The following is a 21,147-nucleotide window of genomic DNA, read 5'->3' as shown; positions in this document are numbered from 1 at the left end:
CGGGGTCCCGTGCGGCGCCCGCCCTGCCATACGCCGGCGCACAACCGGACGGTCCGGCCCACCGCGAGCCGGCGCGCGCCCCGCCGCCCGCGATCATCTGCGGCGGCCGTCCGTGACCCGATTCCGTCACGAAGGTCACGGCATCGCAATGTCACGGTCTCGTACGCGTCCGCCCGGAAAGCCACCAAGGCCTCGGGAACACTCAGGATGGGGGTTTAGGCTGCTCTGCATGGCTCACAAGCGTTCCGGTGGGGGAGTGTCGACGGCCCAGCAGGTCGCGAAATTCCTCGGTGTCAGCGTGTTGGCCGGGGTGGTGCTCGCGGGAATCGCGTTGCCCGCCGCCGGTGCCCTGGGGCTGTCCGCGAAGGGCACCGTCAAGGGCTTCGACGACCTGCCCGGCGAGTTGAAGCAACCGCCGCTGAGCCAGGCGTCCAAGATCCTCGACGCCGACGGCGGCCTCATCGCCACCGTCTACTCGCGCGACCGCACCGTGGTGCCGATCACGCAGATGAGCCCCAACATCCTCAACGCGCTGGTCGACATCGAGGACTCGCGGTTCTACGAGCACGGCGCGATCGACCTCAAGGGCATCCTGCGCGCGCTGAGCCACAACGCCTCCGACAGCGGCACCCAGGGCGCCTCCACGCTCACCCAGCAGTACGTGAAGAACGTGTTCGTGGAGGAGGCCGGCGACGACCAGAGCAAGGTCGCCCAGGCCACGCAGCAGACCGTGGGCCGCAAGATCAAGGAGATGAAGTACGCGATCCAGGTCGAGAAGGAACTCGGCAAGAAGAAGATCCTGGAGAACTACCTCAACATCACCTTCTTCGGTGAGCAGGCGTACGGCATCGAGGCCGCCTCGGAGCGGTACTTCAGCACCCACGCCAAGGACCTCACCCTCCCGCAGGCCGCGATGCTGGCCGGGCTGGTGCAGTCCCCGACCGGGTACGACCCGATCACCTCGCCGAACGCCGCGACCGAGCGCCGCAACACGGTGCTGGCGCGGATGGCGCAGCTGAAGGACATCACCCCGGCGCAGGCCGCGGCCGCGGAGAAGGCCCCGCTGGGCCTGAAGACCAGCACCCCGAAGAACGGCTGCATCACCGCGGTCAACGGCGCCGGCTTCTTCTGCGACTACGTCCGCGAGACCTTCCTGCAGAACGCCGCCTTCGGCAAGACGAAGGAGGCACGGGCGAAGGTCTGGAACACCGGCGGCCTGACCATCCACACCACGCTCGACCCGAAGGCGCAGAAGTCGCTGATCTCCGGGATCAGCAACCACGTCTACAAGAGCGACGCGGTCGCCGCGGCGATGACCATGGTGCAGCCCGGCACCGGCAAGGTCGTCGCGATGGGCCAGAGCAAGCAGTACGGCGTCGGCAAGAACGAGACGCAGATAAACTACTCGGTCGACGAGGACATGGACGGCGGCCTCGGCTTCCAGAACGGTTCGACGTTCAAGCCGATCACCGCGGCGGCCGCCCTGGAGGCGGGGTACAAGCCGTCGCAGACCTACCCGTCGCCGAACAAGATCCAGTACCCCGACGTGACCACGTGCAGCGGGTCGGTCCTGCACAGCGACAAGACGACGCAGAACGAGATGACGTCGGAGGTCGGGCCGTACTCGATGCCCGACGCGCTGAAGCAGTCGATCAACACCTACTTCGTGGCGCTCGAGGCCGACGTCGGCCTGTGCCCGATCGTGAAGATGGCCGGCAAGCTCGGGCTCGGCCGGGCCGACGGCAAGCCGCTGGTGCAGGGCGCGTCGCTCACCCTGGGCACCAACGAGGTGTCGCCGCTGTCGGTGGCCGCCGCGTACGCCGCCTTCGCCAACCGCGGTGTCTACTGCACGCCGATCGTCATCAACTCGGTGACCAACGCCCAGGGCAAGCACCTCACGGTGCCGAAGTCGCTGTGCTCGCAGGCGATGTCGCAGGACACCGCGGACACCCTGAACACCATGCTCAAGGGCGTCGTCGACGACGGTACGGGTACCGCGGCCAACCTCACCGGCCGGGAGACCGCCGGTAAGACCGGTACCACCGACAACCGGTACGCCGCCTGGTTCGCCGGCTACACCCCGAACCTGGCCTCGGCCGTGTGGATGGGCGACCCGTCGCACAAGCAGCAGATGATCGACGTCACCATCGGCCCGCGCTACTACGACAAGGTCCAGGGTGCCGACGGACCCGCGCCGATCTGGAAGGACGCGATGACCGGCGCCCTGGAGGGCACCCCGGTGGAGAACTTCACCACCGTGAAGCTCGACGTGCCCGACCCCAGCTCGTCCGACAAGCCGGCCAACGGCGACAACACCGGCGACACCAACGGGAACAGCGGCACCGACAACGGCAAGGGCAAGGGCAAACACGGCGGCGGCCACGGCGGCTTCACGGTGATGGGTGCGACGACCGGGGCGATCACCGACGGCGGCACCAGTACCGCCGGCGGGACCACGGGCGGCACCACCGACGGCGGTACGACCACCACCGGAGGCACCACCGGGGGCACCACGACCACCGGCGGCACCACCGACGGCTCGGGCGGCGTCATCCTCCAACCCTCCGGCGGCGGCACTGGCTTCCCGTAACGCCAGGGGTACAACCGTAAGGGAACAGCCGTATACGTAAGGGGCGCCCTCTTGGATGGGCGCCCCTTACGTATGTCCGGCTTCACGGATGTCCGGCCTTACGTATATCCGGCCATACGTATATCCGGCTTCGTTTGTCCGGTGCTCGCGTCACCGGTCCTCCCGGCGAGGCGGACGGACCTGCCGAGGTCAGCCCGCGGCGAGCTGGCGCTTGACCTCGGCCGCCACCCGGCCGCCCTCGGCGAGCCCGGCGACCTTGGGGTTCACGAGCTTCATCACGGCGCCCATCGCCTTGGGCCCGGAAGCGCCGGACTCCTCGATCGCCGACCGTACGACGGCCGCGAGGGCCTCGTCGTCGAGCTGCTTGGGGAGGTACTCGGCCAGCACCTCGCCCTCCTCCTTCTCCCGCTGCGCGGACTCCGCACGGCCGCCCTGCGCGAACGCCTCCGCGGCCTCACGGCGCTTCTTCGCCTCGCGGGCGATCACCTTCAGCACCTCGTCGTCGGAGAGCTGGCGGGCGGTGGCACCGGCCACCTCCTCCTTCGTGATGGCGCTGAGGGTCAGCCGGATCGTGGCGGAACGCAGCTCGTCGCGGCTCTTCATCGCGGCGGTCAGGTCGTCGTGCAGGCGCTGCTTGAGGGTCGTGGTCATGCCCCGATTTTCGCACCGCCGCGCGGCGGGCGCGCCGGATTAACCGGCGACCCCGGGGGGATCGTACGGTCGCACCTTCCTACCGTCGTATTTGCCCCTGTTCCGGGGCCGTACCAGCGTCCACACGGGGTGTGGACTCTGACACGATGGACGCATGCGCGCGCGATACGGAATCCCCCTGGGTGTGACGGCGGCAGGCGCGGCCTGCGTGGCCTATGCGGCCGGTTTCGAGGCGCGGTCCTTCCGCCTGCGCCGGGTGGAGGTTCGGGTCCTGCCCGAGGGCATGCGGCCGATCCGCATCCTCCAGCTCTCCGACATCCACATGGTCTCCGGGCAGCGCAAGAAGCGCCGCTGGCTCCAGTCGCTGGCCGGGCTGCGCCCCGACCTGGTGGTGAACACCGGCGACAACCTCTCCGACCCCACCGCCGTCCCCGAGGTGCTCGACGCCCTCGGCCCGCTGCTCCGCTTCCCGGGTGCGTACGTCTTCGGCTCGAACGACTACTACGGCCCCAAGTTCCGCAACCCGGGCCGCTACCTCGTCGAGAAGGCCCGCGGCCAGCACGGGCTCAACGGCAAGAGCTCCGGCGCCCACGGCGTGATCCGCAACCCCTGGGGGGAGCTGCGGGACGCCTTCGACGCGGCCGGCTGGGTCGGCCTGAGCAACACCCGCGGGCGGCTCAAGCTCGACGACGGGGCCGTGCTCGGCCTCACCGGGCTGGACGACCCGCACATCAAGCGGGACCGGTACGCGGACGTGGCGGGCGGCCCCGATCCCGACGCCGACTTCAGCCTGGCCCTCGTCCACGCCCCCTACCTGCGGGTCCTCGACGCCTTCACGTGCGACCGCTACCCCCTGATCCTGGCCGGCCACACCCACGGGGGCCAGCTCTGCATCCCCTTCTACGGCGCGCTGGTCACGAACTGCGACATCGACACCGACCGCGTCAAGGGCCTCTCCACCCACACGGCCACCGGCTTCACGTCCCACCTCCACGTGTCCGCGGGCTGCGGCACCAACCGCTACACCCCGGTGCGGTTCGCGTGCCCCCCCGAGGCCACGCTCCTCACCCTCACCTGACCACTCCCCCGGCCCGCCCCGCCCCCGGCCCGCCTGCAGCCCGCCCCCGAAACCGGATTTCGCCTCCGGCTCCGGGTCCGCTAGAGTAATCCTCGTTGCACCGGGGTGTGGCGCAGCTTGGTAGCGCGCTTCGTTCGGGACGAAGAGGCCGTGGGTTCAAATCCCGCCACCCCGACTGGTGAAACTGCAGGTGAGGGGCGGTCTTCCGATCAGGAAGGCCGCCCCTCACGGCGTTTCGAGGGGGTCTTGGGAGAAAATTGGGAGAAGATCTTGGTCGGGGCCTCCCTTCTTCCCCCTTCTGGCCTGGTCTTTCTCGCGATGTGAGGAGCGCGTCGAGTGCCACGACCGGGGAGCCGGGGCTCATCTGACGCCGCACTTCCAGTGCCTCCTCCCACTGCTCGGTAAGCGCGTCCATGAGCCGGGCACGCATGCGCGGGGTGACGTGGGAGTAGCGGGCCTGGACGGAGCCGTCCTCGTGACCGAGGCGTTCGTCCATGAGCTTGGGCGGGGTGCCGGCCTCTTCCATGATCGTGCGGTGAGTGTGCCGGAGGCCGTGGGGCGTCAGGCCCGGGGCGATGGGCACCCAGCATGCCTGGGCCCGGTTGGCGGCGCCCCTGCCGCGGGCGGGGATGCCGGGCCAGGGCTCGGCGAGCAGCGGCACGGGGTGGGCGTCGTAGGGGGCACGGGCCGGGTAGGAACCGGTAGTGGCGGGATAGAAGAGCCAGGAGGCGAAGCCGCTGCGCCGCCAGTGAGGGGCGAGTTCGCCTGAGGCCGCGTTGCGTACGAATCCGAGCTCGGCGATGGCAGCCTCCACCCTGAGCCGCTTGTCCTCCGATACGAGCCCCGGCCAGTTGAGCACGTTGGAGACGGTCCCGGCGGAGACTCCGGCCTTGCGGGCGACGTCGACGACCTTCGCGCCGGGCCGGCGGGCAGCTCCGTTGGCGGCGCTGTAACCGTTGAAGGCGTACCGCAGCCCGTGGCAGCCGCAGGGCTCGGGCCGCTTGGCAGCAACGTGCCGTGCGAGCAGCCCCGTCAGGAAGTCCGGGGTGTCGATGGTCCGGTAGGAGTCGTCCTTCGGCGGACACCGGTGGAACTCGCCGCCGTCCAGCTCGTAGAGCTGCCACTCGACGCGGAGGGAGCCGGGACGTATGAACTGCGCTTCCAGCCCCATGAGTTCGCCCCATCGGATGCCGGTGTAGCCCTTGGTGACGAGAGCGACGAACTCGTCGTCCCGCCCAGTGAGCAGCGCGGCGCGCTCGGCGATGAGCAGGATGCCCAGCGCGTCGGTGATCACCTTCTCCGGCCCGCGGTTCCGCGACCGCCCGGCACGCTTGCCGCGCCCCCTTCGCCGTGCCGCCGGGTTCGTCTCCCGCAACCCGTCGTCCACGGCGTCTCCGAGGATCAGGTGCAGGGTGCTGCGCCAGGTCTTCAAGGTGGCGGCCGCGTATCCCCGCCCCCGCTCCTGCCGCTCCCACTGCTCGACGTGGTGCCGGTTGATCTCGCCGACCTCCAGGTCGTTGAAGTACGGCAGCAGGTGCTCCTCGATGTGCCGCCGGTAGTTCTGCATGGTGGAGGGCCAGGTCCTGCGCGGCGTACCAGCGGTTGGCGTACTCCCCGAAGGTGATCCGCGCCGCCGCCGGATCATGCCACCGCCCGCCGCGTACCTTCGCCTCTTCCTCGTTGGCGGCCTGCTCAGCAGCTCGCTTGGTACGGAAGCGCAGCAGCTCGCCGTTGCCGTCGGCGAGGGTGCGGTACTTGCCGGGCGCGATCTTGTATCGGGCGCGCCAGTAGTCGCCGCGCTTCTCGCCGTATCCCATGCCTGGCTCCTTCCGGGGTGGTGGTCTGGGGTCCTGCGGGTGACCGCCGCCGTCGCGGCGGCCGGGCGTTGAGCCGAGGCTCGGCCGCAACGGGCGCGGCGCGGGCCGTTCGGTACGGCGCCCGGCTGGACGGCAGAGTGCCGGCATCGGGCGGAGCGAGCGGCCGTTCCTCGAAGATCCGGATGATCTCCGCGAGGTGGCCGGCGGTGAAGCGGTAGCTACCGCCGAGCCGGGTGAACGGAATCCGTCGGCGTCGGGCCTGTTCCTTGACCCACCACTCGGAGCAGCCGAGGACGTCGGCGATCTGGGCAGGCCGGTAGAGCACGGGCAGCGGGGAAGCGGGAGGGGACATAGTGGGCCTCGGGACGAGGGAGGGCAGTAACAGGGCGCGCGGAGGCTGCGGTTGCGCAGCGGGAACATTGCTCAGACGCTTGGCGCGGAACGGCGCAAGGTCAGCAGGCGGATCTCCAGCGCCGGTTGAGGTCCCGACACGGCACGACTGGCAAGCGCATGGTCCCTCCTTCGTCGGCGGTACGTGCACGGGCGGTCGGCGGCCGAGGTGCTGTTGTACCTCGTTGTCGCGGCCCTGCGGAAGCGGTTTCGCGTACGACTTCGCCCTGGTCGGGTGGTCGTCGCGGGACGTTAGCACGGAATCCCGGACACGCCTCGGGGCCCGTAGGAAGTCCGTTGATCCCCCGGCGATCCGCTCGGGATACTCACCCGATGACAGACGAACCGCTCGCGTCGACCGAAGGCTGGTGGGACGAGCCTTGGTACCGGGTCCGCACCGACAGGTTCGTGGCGTCCTTCCTGCCCAGTGCGGGCGAGGACTTGGACGCGGTGTGCAACGTCGACGTCGAGGTCCGACTGACGGACGGCTCACGCTGGAGCGCGACCGTGTTCACCGTCGACGAGGTGCAGCGCCTGATGGAAAGGTGGGCCCAGACCGGCGAGGAGGCGGGAGGTCGCTACTTCTGGTGCTCGGACGGGCTGATCGTTCGCGAGGCCGGCGTCGTCAACATGGCCGAGGCGATCAGCAGCGCACTCGACGAGGGCGACTTCGAGCAGATCCTCCAGCGCCTGGACAACGGGTAATCGCCCCGCAGCTGCCGCGTTGCGCCTTCGGATGACCTGGTGGCTTCAGAGCCCGAGCACCGCACGAACCTCGGAGAGCCGCTCGTCCTTGATGCCAGCGGACGCCTCCCCCAAGGCGACTGCGCGGGTCTTGAAGCCGTCCCTGCGGTGGAAGACCGCCGCCCCGTGCAGACCATCGGTTACCGCCACGACGTCCTCACGATGCAGCCGATAGGTGGCCAGCGGGTTGACAATCACCACGGTCTCACCGCAGAACTCCACCCGAGGCCGAAGCAGCACCAGTCCCCAGATCAGGGAGACCGCCGCGACAAGAGCCGTCGCCACAAGAGCCTGTACAGCCCTTCCCCCGGCCTGATCAGTCGCCCACGCCAGCCAGGAGCCCAGGGTGGCCAGCATCGCCAGCCCCCAGAACACCCCGGCCCAGACCATCAACCGCGGGTGCACCCGCCACACCGCCACGTCCCCACCCTGCTCGCGCATGAACTCATTGTGCGGACCTTCGGCCCTGCGCGTCCGGGCCCTCCGGTAAAGACCAGAAGGCCGTCGGTCGGACAGGCATCTGAGGCCGGTCCGGAAAAAGGGTGTACCGTGCCGCTCCCACCGCCGGGCCGAGCCCCGGCCGCCGACCGAGGGAGGACGCCGTGCGCACGCTTCAGGCCCGCGGCTTCTTCCTCGCTCAAGGGAGCAATGCTCCGCCGGACAACAAGACGCCCAAGAGCAGTCGATCTTGGGCGAACCGCGTGATACGTTCTGTCACGAACGAACTTAATAGGGTGACCCCGGCAGCGCGCCAACGCTCCGGGGTCCGGCACAAGGAGCTGACACTCCCCATGCAGATTCATCGTAGCCGCCATACGCGCGGCTTCACGGTCCTGCCCAACGCGCTGCTGCAAGATCGGCGGCTGTCCTACACCGCCCGCGGCCTGCTCGCCGACCTCCTCTCCCGTCCCGACGGCTGGCGCGAGGACGGCCGCCACATGGCCGATACCAGCTCGCAGGGGCGCCTCACCGTCGCGAAGGCCCTGCGCGAACTGGCCACCTTCGGCTACTACCGCGTCGAGCGGGTACGCCGCCCGGACGGCACCTTCGTCAGCGAGACCCACGTCTACGACTCCCCGCAGGTGGGACCGGGTGCCGTACGCCCGGGCTCCGGTCGACCGGCCGTTGGTTCTCGTGACGCCCACCCCGTAAAGGACCGTGGGAAAGAACCCACCCTCCCGGCGCAGCGGACACCGATCGGTGCCGTACGCGGCGCGAATCGGGGAGGGCGGCGGGAAATCCCGTCTCCACCCCTCGCCCAGGCCAAGCCGCCGAACGCGGCGAGCACCGAAGCGGCTGCCCTGCTCCACCGCGTGACCGCAGCAGAGCCACGCCTGCGCCTCGGCGCGGCAGAGGCCCTGACGCTCGCGCCCCTGGTGACGCCCTGGCTGGAGCGCGGTCTCGGCCCCCGCGACCTCTCCCCAGCCCTGCTCGGCGGCCTGCCCGAACGGGTTCACAGCGCGTCGGCCTTCCTGCGCGACCGCCTCACCCGCAAGCTGCCTCCAGCACCAGAGCCGATCACCGCACCGCCGAAGCCCCACTCGTACGAGTGCGCCGACTGCGCGCGCCCGATCCCGTACGAGGGCACCTGCCGCACCTGCGCCGCAGCGGACGCCCCACCGCCCGAAGCCGTCGACGAGCGCGCCCGCACCGCCGCCCGCGGCCGAGCCCTCGTCCGCGCGGCCCTCAACAGCGGCCCAGGCCCGCTGACCGGCGCGAGAGCCTGACCTCCTCCTTCGCGGCCGACGCCGCCCCGCGCCCGTCCCTGCCCTGACGCGCGCCCTTCCCCCGACCCACCGGGCGATGCCGCCTGCCCGCGCCAACGCGCGCGCCGCGCCGCCCACCGCCATGCCTGGAGCCCGCATGTCCACGTCCGTGTCGCCAACGCCCTCCGCCCAGATACCCGAGCGCACCCGACGACGCCGCGCCCGACCGCTCGACAGCCTCGCGATCCTGCTGCTGGGCGGCTCCGCGTGCACGCTGTCCTTCGACGCCCTGCGCCAGGTCGCCCTGGCCGCCCACGTACGGCCCGTCCTCGCCTACCTCTTCCCGATCATCATCGACGGCTTCATCGGGTACGGCGTCCGCGCGATCCTCCTCCTGCGCGACGCCCCGCCGAGCGCCCGCCGCTACGCCTGGACGCTCTTCGCCGCCGCGAGCACCGCTAGCCTCTGGGCCAACGTCCTGCACGCCATCCGCCTGAACTCCCCCGGCACCCACACCCTGGTCCTGGGCAACGCCCCCGTCGGCGTGCTCTCCACGATCGCCCCGCTGGCACTCGGCGGCGCCACGCACCTCCACATCCTGGTCACGCGGCACGCTGCCTCGCCGGAATCCGCGTCGGCCGGAACCCCGAGCCCGGGTCAGGCCGTTACGGAGCAAGTTCCGGCGGCGGCATCACCCGTACCTAGCGGGAAGGCACCGGCCGCAACCTCCGGCCGGAAAGCGGCGCCTACCCGCCGTACCGCGCCGAGCCGTCCACGCACCCCGACCGGCACCGGCCGCCCCGGACGACGAGCCGACGCCAGCATCGACGAACTGGCGACCGTCATCGCGACCGCGTACCCAGATTCGGCCCAGGTGAGCCGAGCCGAGGCCCGCGAGGCGATCCAGGCCGCCGGGCTCTCGGCCGGCAACGACCGCGTCGCCCAAGCGGTCGCCAGCCTCACAGAGAGGCGGAGCGAACAGGCCCAACTGCCCACGGCCTGAGCCCTCCAGAAGGCGGGGCGTCCGCGTAAGTGGCCCTACCGCCACCGCAGACGCCCCGTCCCAGCAGCCGAAAACCCCCGCCGTCCCCATGAATCGCCATGCCGCACCACCCCAGCAGCAACCGCCGCGCACTCGCGCCAGGTCAGGCCTGCGCAGAGGCCCCCGGCACCACCAACGCACACGACGACGGACCGCACGGCGGAGCAAGTTGTCCCGGGATGAGTCATCCCGGGAAGGCGCCCGCCGCAGGGGTGGCGGACTGGCCTGACGCCGCCCTCCTGAAGCGGGCGGCGTCGGCTCTCGGCCCAGGGGTGCCGAGCAGGACCTACGACGACACCGCGCCCACGCCGCACCCCACCGCTCCCTCGACCTTCAACCCCACCGAAACCATCGCGCACCACCGCCGACGCCTCGTCGTACCGCGCCGCCACCGCGTCGACCCCTGCTTCAGCGACGACGAATGGACGGAGATCACCGCGGCAGCCAGGGCCTGCCAGCTCACGCCCGGCGGCTTCACGAGCGCCGCAGCCATCGCCTACTCCCGCGCCGACCGGCGCACCAGCCTCGGCGACGAACGCCACCGCCTCGAAGCCCTCATGAACGCCAACGCCACCCTCCACGCGATCGGCGGCCAGCTCAACTCCCTGGCTTACTTCCTCAATTCCGGCGGCACCCCGAACCCCGAACCGGCCGTCCGCTTCCTCGAACGCGTCGCCCTTGCCGTCGCCCACGTCACCTCGGCCGTAACCACCCTCCCCACGGCCGGAACGAAGCAGCCAACCCGCCCAACAACGCCAGCCGCGGACATCACCCACCACCACCGACAGCGATCGCACACCGCCCGCCGGAACCGCACCCACCCCTGCTTCAGCGACAGCGAATGGGCCGACCTCACCACCGCGGCGAGCGCCAGGGGCCTCAAACCCGGCGGGTACGCGGCAGCTGCCGCACTCCTGGCCGCACGCGCACAGAACCCGCTAGCGGCCATCGCCGACACGCGCCGCCAGCTCGAAGAGCTGATGAACGCCAACCGCCAGCTCGCCGCCGTCGGCAACAACCTCGCCCAGCTCCTCCCGCACCTCCCCACCACCGACCACCTCCACGATCAGGCCCAACGCGCCCTCGCACTCGTTCGCGAAGCCCTCGACGCCGTCGACACCACGGCAGCCGACATGGCGGGGAAGTAGCGGATCGGTGATCCCGAAGGTCACGACAGGCACGGGCGGCACGTACGGCCTGCTCACGTACCTCTACGGCCCCGGCAAGGCGAACGAGCACACCGACCAGCACATGGTCGCCTCCTGGAACGGCTTCGCCCCCGACCCCGGCCCCACCGCCGACCGCGAGGCCATCACGAAGCTCGCCCGCCAGCTCGACCTCCCGGTCAAGTCCCTCCCCCGCGAACAGCACCCGAAGACGACCATCTGGCGCTGCTCCGTCCGCACCGCCGCCGACGACCGCCCGCTGACCGACGCCGAATGGGCCACCGTCGCCCGCCGCATCGTGCACGCCGCCGGCATCGCGCCCGAGGGCGACGCGAAGGCCTGCCGCTGGGTCGCCGTACGCCACGCGCCCGACCACATCCACATCGCCGCCACCCTCGTCCGCGAGGACGGCCGCACCGCCCGCCGCAACTTCGACAAGCGCGCCGTCCAGACCGAGGCCCGAGCCATCGAGAAGGACTACGGCCTGCGCGAACTCCACCCCGGCGACGGCACCGCAGCCAAACGCGCCACCAGCGCCGAACGCCACAAGGCCGACCGCCGCGGCCTCGATCGCCCAGCCCGGGACCAACTCCGCGACGCCGTCCGCCGCGCCCTGGCAGGAGCGGCGACGGAGGAGGAGTTCTTCCACCGCCTCACAGAGCAGGGCGTACGGACCACCAAGCGCGTGGCACCCTCCGGCGACGTCACCGGCTTCACGGTCGCCCTCCCCGGCGACCGCAACCGCGACGGCAAACCCATCTGGTTCTCCGGCTCGAAGCTCGCCCCCGACCTGTCCCTCCCCCGCATCCGCGAACGCCTGGCCGCCGGCGATCCTGCCTCCCCGGGGATCACGGACCCGGTCCGCGCCCGTCGCACCGGCACCACAGCCGCAACAGACGCCCTCCGATCACTAGCACAGGACAACGACGGATCCGCGGCCGACCAGCTCACCGGCATCGGCGAAGTCCTCGACGCTCTTGCGCAGACGAGCGCGGGCCCCACCCGCGCCGAACTCCAAGCGGCAGCACGCACCTTCGAACGAGCCACCCGCTCGCACATCCAGGCGGCGAACACCCACAACCAGGCTCTCCGCAAGGCAGCCCGGGACCTCGTCCAGTCCGGCCCGGCGTTCGGCAAGGGCGAGGACGGCGCGGCAACGGCCATGCTCGTGAGCGTCCTGATCACCGCCGCGGTGATGGCAGCCCACTGGCACGCCGCCCGCGGCCACGCCCAACAAGCAGCAGCCGCCCGCGAGACGGCCACCCACCTCCGCACGGCCTACCAGGCAGCAGCCGCGTCACCCCTCACCACGCTGCGCGCCAACGGCCAGTCCCTCTCCGCCCCGGCCCAGCACCACGCGGCGGAGGCGATCCGCACCGTCCTCCCGACGGAGGCCACCCGAATCCAGGCCGAACCCAACTGGCCCGCCCTGGCAGCCACCCTCGCCGAAGCCGCCCAGGCCGGCCACGACCCCGTCGCCCTCCTCCACAGGGCTGTGGACAACCGCGAACTCGCGACGGCCGACTCCCTGGCTGACGTCCTCCTCTGGCGCCTCCGCCACGAGGCTGGCCTCCCCGCAGCCCCGACGCCCGCACCTCAGCGTCAAGGCTGGCGCCCGGCCCCTCCACTTAGCGCCCCCGCACCTCCCCTCCCGAGCCAGGCACCGACTCGACGGAGGTGACCACTTCGCCCCGGCGCCCTCAGCACGGAGACAGCTCTTTCCAATGCTCGACCGATAGGACGAAAGGGGTGCTACGGTCGCTTCCATGGCGCTTTCGGTGTCCTCAGCCGCCGCGGTCGACCTGCGTCGAGAACCGGCCGACGCCGTTCTCGAACATGTCGAGCGTGCTCTCCAGGTCCGCCTGGATCCGGAAACTGTAGTGCGCAAGCGCCGCACCATCGGCGCGCGAACGGACCGCGCCACGTGGGTGCGCATCGAGCGACGACCGGTCAGCCGGATCCGCGAGCAGGGGTGGAACGGCACCGAGAGCGCCGCACTTCTCGAAGGCGTCATCCAGCCGGCATGGCGCGCGGCGGTGTCGTGGCGCGGCGAGGACGACGCCGCGATGTGGCGGGCGGACGAGAGCGATCTCCTGCTCTCCGCCCCGGTGAAGCCGGGCGGCGTCCTGGCCGAGGAGCCGGTGCTGCCGGACGAGTGGTGGGAAGGGCTGAACGGCACGTTGGATGCTCTGGCTGCCCACCGCACCAGCAGGATCGCCACGCCGGACACGGTGACGATCACCGAAGCCCACATCGCAGAGGTAATCCAGACAGCCTTTCCTGGGTCGCCGAACACGACGGTCGAGCGCTGGAATCCCGCGCACGCGGACCTGAACTGGGCCAACGTCACGGCCCCGCGGTTCTGCCTGTTCGACTGGGAGGACTGGGGCATGGCGCCGCGGGGCATGGACTCGGCGGCCTTGTGGGCGCAGTCCCTCGGCGTCCCAGCGCTCGCGGATCGGGTGCGGCGTGAGCGTGCCGGCGATCTGAGCAGCCGGGACGGCAAGGTGATGATGCTGTTCGCGTGCGCCAAGATCGCAGGGCCATACGCGCACCCGCAGGACCCGCGCCTTGCCCCGGCCCGAGCGGCGGCGGAGCGCCTGGTGGACAAGCTTCAAGCGGACTGACGGCTGTTGCGGTCTCGCAGCAGGGATCGGTAGCGGCGGACTGCGGAGGCATCGACCTCCAGGTCGAGGGCGTTGAGCAGCTCGCGGAGGTGGTCGGGGTCGTCGGCGCCCACCGCAACGGTGCGCGCGGGTGGCAGGTCGTAGGCGACCCGGAACGCGGCTTGGAGGCGGGCGGCGTCGGTCCCGGGGGCTCGTAGGAAGGCCCGTGGGTCGAACGCGTCCCAGACCGGATCGCGCGCGTCGCCCCCGAACGGACTCATCCCCCACATCGCCCCCGGCTGCCACCGGGCGACCAGGGATTCAGACACTTCAAGCGCCGCAGCACCGACCGTCAATCCGGCGCGGACCATGAGCACGGCCGGGCGGGGCGTGGTGCGGTCGATCAGGTTCACCAGAGTGGTCGGGTCCCAGGTCGAGACACCCCACGCCGAGCACAGGCCGGTGGCCGTAGCCGTCCGGAGCACGTCACACGCGGCGGCAAGCTCCTCTCGCCCAGAACCCAAGGCCAGGCTGCGCTCGGGGTTGTGGAGGAGGACCAGGTCGGGTGGCCGACCGAGGTCGGCGTTCGTCGCTTCCACGGCACCGAGCAGTCGGCCGGGGTCGAGGGAGTGCTCGGCCCGGCCATTTCCGACGGGAAAGAAGCCGACCTTGGTCGAGATGCTAAGCCGGGGAAGCAGGTCGCCGACCACCCGGCGCAGGGTCCGGTGAGACGTGAAGGCCCGGTAGCTGAAACTCGTGTCGATGGCGGTGACGCCGAGGTCAAGTGCGGCGGTCAGGGTGCGGCGTTCGTGACGAGACCGGTGTAGCCCGAGGACAACTCGGGGGTGAGTACGGCGCACAGCTCCTCCTGGACAAGGATCTCGGCGACCTGCTCGACGTCCACTCCGACCTGGGCGGCGGCCTCGGCGAGGTGGACGGGGTGGCCGCTGAGCAGAAGGCGCAGGGCGGGCAGTGCCTTGGCCCGGAAGGTCAGCTTCCTGCCGGCCGCGGTGACCTCGACGGTGTCGCCGCGGTCGGTGATCTGGGGCGGGAAGTGCGTGATGCAGGCGACGCCCTCCAGCGGGCCGAAGATGTCGAGGAACGGTACGTGCCGGGGCACGGGCACCTCCTGCTCGCGGGCGGCGAGGAAGCTGGCCGGGCCGCGCTGCCGTACGAGTTCGGCCGCGGCGACGGTGAGGGCTTCGGCGTCGGCGCTCTCCGTACGGTCGAGGTCGTGGCGGAAGATCTCCTGCTCGCGGGACCAGTCGGCGAGCCAGGTCAGCCAGTTGACGCCGGTGCGCTTGGCGAAGCCGAAGGTCATGTGGAGGCTCTTGCCGGAGCCGCTGCCGTTGCGGGTGGCCTGGTGCCAGTAGCCGCGGGGGATGTGCATGACGTCGCCTGTGCGCATGGTCCCGGCCCAGACGACATCCTCGCTGGGCTGGTCGTTGCGGCCGGCGTCGCGGTAGAGCGGGGCGGTGCGGGACGGACCGCGTACCTCCCACTGCTTCTCGCCTGCGAGCTGGACGATGAGGACGTCGTGGTCGTCCCAGTGGAGGCGGAAGCCGGAGGCGTCGTTGGTGGTGAGGTAGGCGTTGACCTGAACGCGCTCGCGGGACCACCACTGCAAGGCCCGGCAGGTCACCTCCATGGTGGGGTCGAAGGTGTTCACCTGGTCCAGGACCACGGTCGCGCCCTGGCGCAGAAGGGCGCCGAGGCGGTGGGTGTCGGCCATGCGGACGCTCTGGCCGCGCAGGGTGACCTCGTCGGTGAGGTAGGCGTTGGGGTGAAGCTCGTCGCCGTTCTGGAAGCAGCGGAACTGCGGGTTGGACAGGCTGCGCCGCATCACCAGGTCCAGGAGCTTGTTGGGCGTGAGAATGCGTTCGGGCAAGGCAGGGGCGTCGACCGTGCCCCTCGCAAGCTCCGTACCGAGCGGGCTGGCGTCCGGCCAGCCGAGAGCCGCCTCGATGGCGGTGACCAAGCGGTGTTCCATCTCTGCCCTTCCTCCGGGATGTGCGCGCGGGACGGGAGCCACGGGCCCGCACTCGGGGTACGTACGCGGGCCCGTGGCCGATCGGATGCCTCAGGCGGGGTGGTTCAGTGAGTCGCCCTCGGGCCAGGGCGCGTCGCCGCCACCGTCCGGGGGCGGGTCGGAACGAGTGACGTCGTGCCGGTTGTGGACGCTTGCCAGCGCCTCCACCGCCACGAGGAGGCCGCCCTCGCGCGAGGGGGCCGCGTTCTCGGCCATGCACGTACTCCTCTCTCTTCGTCTCGCGCATTCCGCCGGCGACTCCGGTGGAACGCATTGGCGGAAAAGCCCGGCCTCCACGTCGTGCTTTGTCCAGCAGCGGAGGTCCACGAAGACCTTCGCGGACGGGAGAAGGCGTCGGCACGCCGTCCGGACGCCGCTTGTACGCCGTCTCCGACAGTGGGAGGCGGCGGCTGGAAGGCGCGCTGGAGGCGTAGGTGCGCGCCGGGCTCGTAGGGACGCTGGAAAGCCCGGCCGGCGCCTACCAGAAGTGAGACGAAGACCGTGCCCCGATCACAGTCCGGACGTGTGACGACCGACGACCTCGGCGACGGACACGTCCAGCACCACCGCTTGGAACTTCGGAGCTGTGAACAACCGCAGCGCCTCGCCCGCGAACTCGTACGGAAGGCGCTCGACGCTCGCGCCACGACCTCGGAGTTGGATGACGCGGAGGTCGTCGCCTCCGAACTGGTCACCAACGCTCTTCAGCACACCTCTGGCGGCCCTGTGCGCATGGATCTCGACGTGTACGAGGACACCGCGGTCTTCTGGGTTCATGACGGCGACGGCCGAGCCGACGCCGTACAGGTCCCCGCATCGCCGCCGGACGAAGATCAGCTCGAAGGCGGACGAGGGCTGTTCCTCGTCGATGCCCTGGCCGACAGGTGGTTCGTGTGGCCCGCGCCTCGGGGGAAGGCTGTGGCGGCGGTCATGCCCCTGAGCCGCCTCAGACGCACGCAGACGCCGTGAGGGGGAGGCTCCGCAGGACTTCCCAGCGGTACTCGGTGCCGCGGCGGTACAGCTCGACGAGCTGCACATCCGCCACGTGGAGATCGACGGGGGCCAGCGCGCGCAACGAGGCCACGGTCTCGATCACAGGGGCGGCGTCACGTCGGCGGTTGTTGTAAGCGAGGCTGAGGTGAGGCCGGAAATGGGCTGTCGGCTTACCTGCCGGAAGGCCGGCCTGGGCTCCGGCTGATACGAGCGCGCCGTGCAGCCCGATGAGCGGCTTCCACGGGCTGAGTGTCAGGCGCACCGCCCCGCGGGATCCGGCAAGGGGGGTGGCGCGCACAGTGAAGGCGGCGGGCAGCAGGTCTTGCGCCGTCTCCGAGAGCCGCCGGAGCTCGGCGTCGCCTACGGAGTCGGGGGATCCCACCCTGGCCAGGGTCACGTGCCGCCAGCCGGCACGGACGGGGTCGAGGCCGAGCGGGGAAAGCGCCCCCTGGCAGCGGGAGGCGAGCGCGTCGAGCAGCGGCACATCGCGGAAAGCGAGCAGCCAGTAGTAGGCCCGAGTGCCGTCCGACCAGCCGGGCCGCGCCCAGTGGTCGACCATCTCGTCGAGGGCGTCGAATGCAGCCCAGTCATGTGCGGTGATGATGCCGTGATCGTTCAGATCGCCGGGAGGCTCAGTCGGGAACGTGGCGTGGTGGGGCGTGAGCAGCGGCACCCGGCGTTCTCCTTCGGCGTTACAGAGCCCCTGCACGCGCTATGGGCAGGGCTGCTGGCTGCGAACTCCACATGCGGAGCGCGTCGCCATAATCCCGCACCGCTTCGCGGTTGCGCCATTCGAGAGCCTCGGCATACAGGTCACGGGAACGCTGCCACACCGACGTGATCGGCACGTCACGGCACAGAGCCAGCGCCTCACGGCCGAGTTGCATGGAGCGGTCGACGTCCGGGGTGGGCTGGCGCAGCAACGCGGTGGCGACATCGAGCCGGACGAGGCACCGGCTCCACGGATCGGAGTCCTCGACGATGCCGTCGATACGCTCGGCCGTGCCGAGCACCTGGTCCACCTGGCTTGCGGACAAGTAAGCCGTCACCGCGTTCGCGAGCGTGCGGGCGTACCCGTAAGGCTCGAACGAGATGCACGGGGTGAGGCCAGTGGCGACTTCGTGCGCGGCCGACAGCTCCAGAGCATGCCCGATGACGCGCTCGACACCCTCCCGGTCGCCCATCTTCCCCAGCGCGCGTGCGCGTCCGTTCGTGAGAAGCCGAATGGCCTGGGCGTTCTCGGGCGCCATCTCCACCGCTGCCGCGGCACAGGCATCGGCCTCCGCGTAGCGACCGGCGTAGTAATAACCGAACGACAGCGTCCCGCGCGCCCACAGCTCGGTCTTGACGTCCCCGATCACCTGGCTCAAGTCCCGGGCCTCGGTGGCATACGCCTCCGCCAGCCCGTAGTCGCCCACGTTGACGGCCATGTAGCCGAGTAGGCCAGCCGCCCGCGCCGCCAGCCGAAACAGTTCCTGCCGCACACGCGGCGGCTGGTGCCCGTCCAGCAGCGTGTGGACCAACCTCCGCAGCGAACGCACCTCTCCCCGAGTAGACTTCGGCCCCTCCCGGTCGTAGCGTCGGACGACTCCGTCCAGCGAGGAGCGGAGGAATTCGAGTGTGCGGTCGTCGGCGTTGGTGGCCGTGAGCTGCCGCGTGCGCGTGACGATGGCGATCACACTCTCGTCGTCCGCCGGCTCCACCTGAGCCCCGCTCCGGGCCGCCGCCGCAACGGACGAAGGGACACCACCTGCGGACGCCTGCTGCGGTACCGCGAATAACTCCTCGGCCGAGCTCGCGAGCATGTACTCCAGCACCCGGCAAGCATCCGGATGCGGCAGCCCCCGTAACTCCCCGCTCAGCCACCGGTCGAACTGCCGCGAAGAGACGGTAAGCGAGGCCAGCCGTGGCTCCTCTTCCCGTTCAGCCAACTCTCGTGCCGCGCGCTGGAACTGGGCGACGAACGCTTCGTAGACGGTGAGGTGGCGCGCGCGAAGCCTGTACCGGAACAGAGTCTCTTTGGGCATGGGTCGCGGCCTTCCGCTGGGCTGAAGTGATGTCGGAGACGCCAAGATGCCCCCGTCACTCTTAGTAGAGTGACGGCAGCTTTCAGCTCCGGCAACCGGGCCCTTCAAACACTGCCGGACCCCGAACGTGGGAGCAGTGTCGGCGCCATCACGTTGGCCCAGTGGGGATCGCCACTTGGGCCTCGATCAGGAACTGACTCGGCTCCCCTGCCCATGACACATACAGCCCGTCCCGTGCGCGCGTGCATGCCACGAACAACAAGCAGCGTTCCGCCATCAGGTCGGTTTCATGCTGAAGGCGGTCCACCTCCTCTGGTGTGACAGCCTTGGGGGCGGGCACCGCACCCGCGTTCACGCCGACCACGGCAACGCAGCGGAACTCCAGGCCCTTGAAGGAGTGCATGGTCCCGACACGGATGGCGTCGGCGCCCTGCGCCCCGTCAGCCCTCAGCTTGACGGTCGGGACTTCAGCCGCGGACAGCTTGGCGATCACCTTCTCGACGGCCTTGTTGAATCGTGCGGTGACACCGATTTCACCGGGTGCCACGCCGTTGTCCACCCATGCGCGTACGCGATGCACGAGCGCGTCGAGCTCGGTTTCCTCCGAGGTGGCGGCGTAGGTCTCAGGCCCATTTCCGTGCAGGGCAGATCGGTAGCCGAGGAGGGTCTCGCTGCGTGCGTCGTCCTGGAGTTGCTCGAAGGGCCGGCCGACGAGCAGTGCGGTGGACCAGCTGAGGATTTCGTGCGTGGAGCGGTAGTTCTTACGCAGTTTGGTGGTGCGCCCGGCGACCTTGATGCCCAATGACAGCAGGGAGACTTTGGTGTCGTAGATGCGCTGATGAGGGTCGCCGGCGATGAACAGGTCGTCGGGGCGCGCGGGGGCTGCGGCACGCAACAGTCGCCATTGGGCCGGGTGCAGGTCCTGCGCCTCGTCCACAACAATGTGCCGGTATACGGGGCCCGTCGTCTGAAGCCGCTCGGCGGCTTGAGCGCAGGTTCCCAGATAGGTGCGCAGGCCGTCCGCCGCAAGGCGGTCGGTGAACTCCTGGATCGTTCGCCACACCAGAGGACGCTCGGTGGCACGAAGACGGCTGCCGCGCCCGCGTCGATCGGCAGCCTCGTACTCCTTCTGGTCCCGCAGGTTCTGCCCCAGGACAACGTGCTTGTACTCCTGGGCCAGGAACTGGGTTGTGCCGGTGAAACCCGTGGCGCGGGCGGCCAGTTCCCAGCGGGTCTCCTCCTCTCCGCTGTGAAGGGGCCTACGCGAGGTGGACATGACGCGACTGGCGAAGGCGTCGACGGTGGTGATGTCGACGCGGGCGAGCAGCTCCTCGTCGTCGACCAGAGTGGACAGCCCGGTGCGCAGTGCGGCTGCGAGCGCGTTGGTGTACGTCGTCAGCAGGACACGGTCGCCGTCCCTCAGGTATGTCAGCAGGTGCTTGATCCGGTGCAGTGCGACGACGGTCTTGCCGGTGCCGGGTCCGCCGGTCACCTGTGCCGGCCCGGAATAGCTGGCCCGGTAGGCGACCTTGTGCTGGGAGGGGTGTAGGTACACCCGCCACGCTGCGAACGGCTTGTCAAGGATGTCGCGCAGCTCGTCAGAGGCGGTGACGAGGGCGATGCGGGTGCGCGTGTGGCGAATCGCGGTCGCGTAGTCGGCCGTGTCGACCGGGTCGGACGCTGTGGGGAGGTTGACGGACACCAGGTCGCGCCAGACTTCCTCCACAGTGAAGCCCTCGGCGAGGTACTCCAGGACCTCTCGTTGGTCCTGCGGAAAGTAGGGGGCGAAAACCTCCAACTGCTCCTTGCTGGTGAGAACCCGCGCCTGGCGCACAGTGGCCTCGTCGATACCGAGAGCAGCCAGGTCGCCGTCGGAGACCTTGGCGAAAAGACGCTCGGCGGGCACAGGGGAGATCCGCTCGTATGCGGGGGTCAGCTGGTCCAGCATCGTGATGTCGCGGATCTCTACGGCGCGTGTGACCGTGTTGATGCTGGCCCGCTGCTTGATCGCCCATGCGATGGCCTTGTCGTGCGGCATGACGCGCAGAAGTACGAACGTGTCGCCGGTGTCAGGGGCCAGGACGACCCCGCGGGTGCCCTGGGTGATGCGCATGGTGCGGATGTGCGGATCCTTGGCCTGTTTCAGTGACTCCAGCTTCAGACCCGGATCTTTGAAGAGCTGGTCGAGGGTGAAGCGTTCGAACTTCTCCCAGGCTTCGAAGACGCCCTGCTTGTCAGCTCCCTGAAGTTTGCCGAGCTGGGCGCAGAAGCCGATGTCGAAGGCAAGGTGCGGCATGATCTCCCGTTC

General features: G+C 70.2%; 17 protein-coding genes, 1 tRNA gene and 1 pseudogene. 10 read left to right on the top strand and 9 right to left on the bottom strand.

Going from position 1 to position 21,147, the window contains the following annotated elements; genetic code table 11:
* Positions 1-229 precede the first annotated feature (229 nt).
* Positions 230-2,590 carry a transglycosylase domain-containing protein gene (locus AC3ERT_RS21315; protein WP_435176114.1) on the top strand — a complete coding sequence of 787 codons (2,361 nt, stop codon included), beginning with the start codon at positions 230-232 and terminating at the stop codon, positions 2,588-2,590.
* A 189-nt stretch (positions 2,591-2,779) separates the two neighbouring features.
* On the opposite strand, the gene AC3ERT_RS21310 is transcribed toward AC3ERT_RS21315, so the two are convergent.
* Positions 2,780-3,241, bottom strand: a complete 462-nt coding sequence (locus AC3ERT_RS21310; RefSeq protein ID WP_335983860.1) for a GatB/YqeY domain-containing protein — start codon at positions 3,239-3,241, stop codon at positions 2,780-2,782.
* A gap of 154 nt (positions 3,242-3,395) precedes the next feature.
* Between AC3ERT_RS21310 and AC3ERT_RS21305 the strand changes: the two genes are divergently transcribed.
* Both AC3ERT_RS21305 and AC3ERT_RS21300 read left to right on the top strand, forming a co-directional pair.
* Complete coding sequence (locus tag AC3ERT_RS21305; RefSeq protein ID WP_435176111.1) at positions 3,396-4,319, top strand: metallophosphoesterase; 924 nt, start codon at positions 3,396-3,398, stop codon at positions 4,317-4,319.
* Between the two features lie 101 nt (positions 4,320-4,420).
* Positions 4,421-4,494, top strand: a tRNA-Pro gene (locus AC3ERT_RS21300).
* A 138-nt stretch (positions 4,495-4,632) separates the two neighbouring features.
* Here the strand turns inward: AC3ERT_RS21300 and AC3ERT_RS21295 are convergent.
* A pseudogene (locus AC3ERT_RS21295) lies at positions 4,633-6,136 on the bottom strand (tyrosine-type recombinase/integrase); the annotation flags it as partial.
* Between the two features lie 723 nt (positions 6,137-6,859).
* Between AC3ERT_RS21295 and AC3ERT_RS21290 the strand changes: the two are divergent.
* Positions 6,860-7,231 carry a hypothetical protein gene (locus AC3ERT_RS21290; RefSeq protein ID WP_435176108.1) on the top strand — a complete coding sequence of 124 codons (372 nt, stop codon included), beginning with the start codon at positions 6,860-6,862 and terminating at the stop codon, positions 7,229-7,231.
* A 45-nt stretch (positions 7,232-7,276) separates the two neighbouring features.
* Here the strand turns inward: AC3ERT_RS21290 and AC3ERT_RS21285 are convergent, their stop codons facing one another.
* On the bottom strand, positions 7,277-7,711 hold the full coding sequence (locus AC3ERT_RS21285; RefSeq protein ID WP_435176105.1) for a hypothetical protein: 435 nt from the start codon (positions 7,709-7,711) through the stop codon (positions 7,277-7,279).
* Between the two features lie 350 nt (positions 7,712-8,061).
* Between AC3ERT_RS21285 and AC3ERT_RS21280 the strand changes: the two genes are divergently transcribed.
* From AC3ERT_RS21280 to AC3ERT_RS21260, 5 genes are all read left to right on the top strand, one after another.
* Complete coding sequence (locus AC3ERT_RS21280) at positions 8,062-8,997, top strand: hypothetical protein (RefSeq protein ID WP_435176103.1); 936 nt, start codon at positions 8,062-8,064, stop codon at positions 8,995-8,997.
* A 136-nt stretch (positions 8,998-9,133) separates the two neighbouring features.
* Positions 9,134-9,979, top strand: a complete 846-nt coding sequence (locus AC3ERT_RS21275) for a DUF2637 domain-containing protein (protein WP_435176101.1) — start codon at positions 9,134-9,136, stop codon at positions 9,977-9,979.
* Positions 9,980-10,197: 218 nt separating this feature from the next.
* Positions 10,198-11,166, top strand: a complete 969-nt coding sequence (locus AC3ERT_RS21270; protein ID WP_435176098.1) for a hypothetical protein — start codon at positions 10,198-10,200, stop codon at positions 11,164-11,166.
* A gap of 7 nt (positions 11,167-11,173) precedes the next feature.
* The gene (locus AC3ERT_RS21265; protein WP_435176095.1) at positions 11,174-12,865 is read left to right on the top strand and encodes a relaxase/mobilization nuclease domain-containing protein; all 1,692 of its coding nucleotides are present in this window, start codon (positions 11,174-11,176) and stop codon (positions 12,863-12,865) included.
* An 85-nt stretch (positions 12,866-12,950) separates the two neighbouring features.
* Positions 12,951-13,811 (top strand): hypothetical protein, encoded by an 861-nt coding sequence (locus AC3ERT_RS21260; protein ID WP_435176092.1) that lies wholly within the window; start codon positions 12,951-12,953, stop codon positions 13,809-13,811.
* On the opposite strand, the gene AC3ERT_RS21255 is transcribed toward AC3ERT_RS21260, so the two are convergent.
* From AC3ERT_RS21255 to AC3ERT_RS21245, 3 genes are all read right to left on the bottom strand, one after another.
* Entirely contained in the window at positions 13,799-14,650 is an 852-nt protein-coding gene (locus AC3ERT_RS21255; protein WP_435176090.1) for an aldo/keto reductase, read from the bottom strand. The two genes, AC3ERT_RS21260 and AC3ERT_RS21255, sit on opposite strands and share 13 nt — an antisense overlap.
* Complete coding sequence (locus AC3ERT_RS21250) at positions 14,584-15,780, bottom strand: JmjC domain-containing protein (protein ID WP_435176087.1); 1,197 nt, start codon at positions 15,778-15,780, stop codon at positions 14,584-14,586. The genes AC3ERT_RS21255 and AC3ERT_RS21250 overlap by 67 nt, the downstream gene beginning before the upstream one ends.
* 90 nt (positions 15,781-15,870) lie before the next feature.
* A complete protein-coding gene (locus tag AC3ERT_RS21245; protein WP_435176085.1) occupies positions 15,871-16,035 on the bottom strand; it encodes a hypothetical protein in 165 nt (54 codons plus the stop codon).
* Positions 16,036-16,344: 309 nt separating this feature from the next.
* Between AC3ERT_RS21245 and AC3ERT_RS21240 the strand changes: the two genes are divergently transcribed.
* Positions 16,345-16,788, top strand: a complete 444-nt coding sequence (locus AC3ERT_RS21240) for an ATP-binding protein (protein WP_435176083.1) — start codon at positions 16,345-16,347, stop codon at positions 16,786-16,788.
* Here AC3ERT_RS21240 and AC3ERT_RS21235 read toward each other — a convergent pair.
* From AC3ERT_RS21235 to AC3ERT_RS21225, 3 genes are all read right to left on the bottom strand, one after another.
* The gene (locus tag AC3ERT_RS21235; RefSeq protein ID WP_435176081.1) at positions 16,766-17,485 is read right to left on the bottom strand and encodes a 2'-5' RNA ligase family protein; all 720 of its coding nucleotides are present in this window, start codon (positions 17,483-17,485) and stop codon (positions 16,766-16,768) included. The two genes, AC3ERT_RS21240 and AC3ERT_RS21235, sit on opposite strands and share 23 nt — an antisense overlap.
* A gap of 19 nt (positions 17,486-17,504) precedes the next feature.
* Complete coding sequence (locus AC3ERT_RS21230) at positions 17,505-18,839, bottom strand: NsdA family TPR-like regulatory protein (RefSeq protein WP_435176078.1); 1,335 nt, start codon at positions 18,837-18,839, stop codon at positions 17,505-17,507.
* A gap of 148 nt (positions 18,840-18,987) precedes the next feature.
* A complete protein-coding gene (locus AC3ERT_RS21225) occupies positions 18,988-21,135 on the bottom strand; it encodes a UvrD-helicase domain-containing protein (RefSeq protein ID WP_435176075.1) in 2,148 nt (715 codons plus the stop codon).
* Between the last annotated feature and the right edge of the window lie 12 nt (positions 21,136-21,147).

Source organism: Actinacidiphila sp. bgisy145 (genome assembly GCF_057708125.1).
This window is presented reverse-complemented; position numbering and strand designations above follow the sequence as displayed.

Coding starts and splice junctions, on each gene's coding strand:
- AC3ERT_RS21250 (WP_435176087.1), bottom strand. CDS start 15,780: ATGGAACACCGCTTGGTCACCGCCATCGAGGCGGCTCTCGGCTGGCCG.
- AC3ERT_RS21225 (WP_435176075.1), bottom strand. CDS start 21,135: ATGCCGCACCTTGCCTTCGACATCGGCTTCTGCGCCCAGCTCGGCAAA.
- AC3ERT_RS21260 (WP_435176092.1), top strand. CDS start 12,951: ATGGCGCTTTCGGTGTCCTCAGCCGCCGCGGTCGACCTGCGTCGAGAA.
- AC3ERT_RS21310 (WP_335983860.1), bottom strand. CDS start 3,241: ATGACCACGACCCTCAAGCAGCGCCTGCACGACGACCTGACCGCCGCG.
- AC3ERT_RS21305 (WP_435176111.1), top strand. CDS start 3,396: ATGCGCGCGCGATACGGAATCCCCCTGGGTGTGACGGCGGCAGGCGCG.
- AC3ERT_RS21275 (WP_435176101.1), top strand. CDS start 9,134: ATGTCCACGTCCGTGTCGCCAACGCCCTCCGCCCAGATACCCGAGCGC.
- AC3ERT_RS21315 (WP_435176114.1), top strand. CDS start 230: ATGGCTCACAAGCGTTCCGGTGGGGGAGTGTCGACGGCCCAGCAGGTC.
- AC3ERT_RS21270 (WP_435176098.1), top strand. CDS start 10,198: ATGAGTCATCCCGGGAAGGCGCCCGCCGCAGGGGTGGCGGACTGGCCT.
- AC3ERT_RS21290 (WP_435176108.1), top strand. CDS start 6,860: ATGACAGACGAACCGCTCGCGTCGACCGAAGGCTGGTGGGACGAGCCT.
- AC3ERT_RS21280 (WP_435176103.1), top strand. CDS start 8,062: ATGCAGATTCATCGTAGCCGCCATACGCGCGGCTTCACGGTCCTGCCC.
- AC3ERT_RS21230 (WP_435176078.1), bottom strand. CDS start 18,839: ATGCCCAAAGAGACTCTGTTCCGGTACAGGCTTCGCGCGCGCCACCTC.
- AC3ERT_RS21245 (WP_435176085.1), bottom strand. CDS start 16,035: ATGGCCGAGAACGCGGCCCCCTCGCGCGAGGGCGGCCTCCTCGTGGCG.
- AC3ERT_RS21285 (WP_435176105.1), bottom strand. CDS start 7,711: ATGCGCGAGCAGGGTGGGGACGTGGCGGTGTGGCGGGTGCACCCGCGG.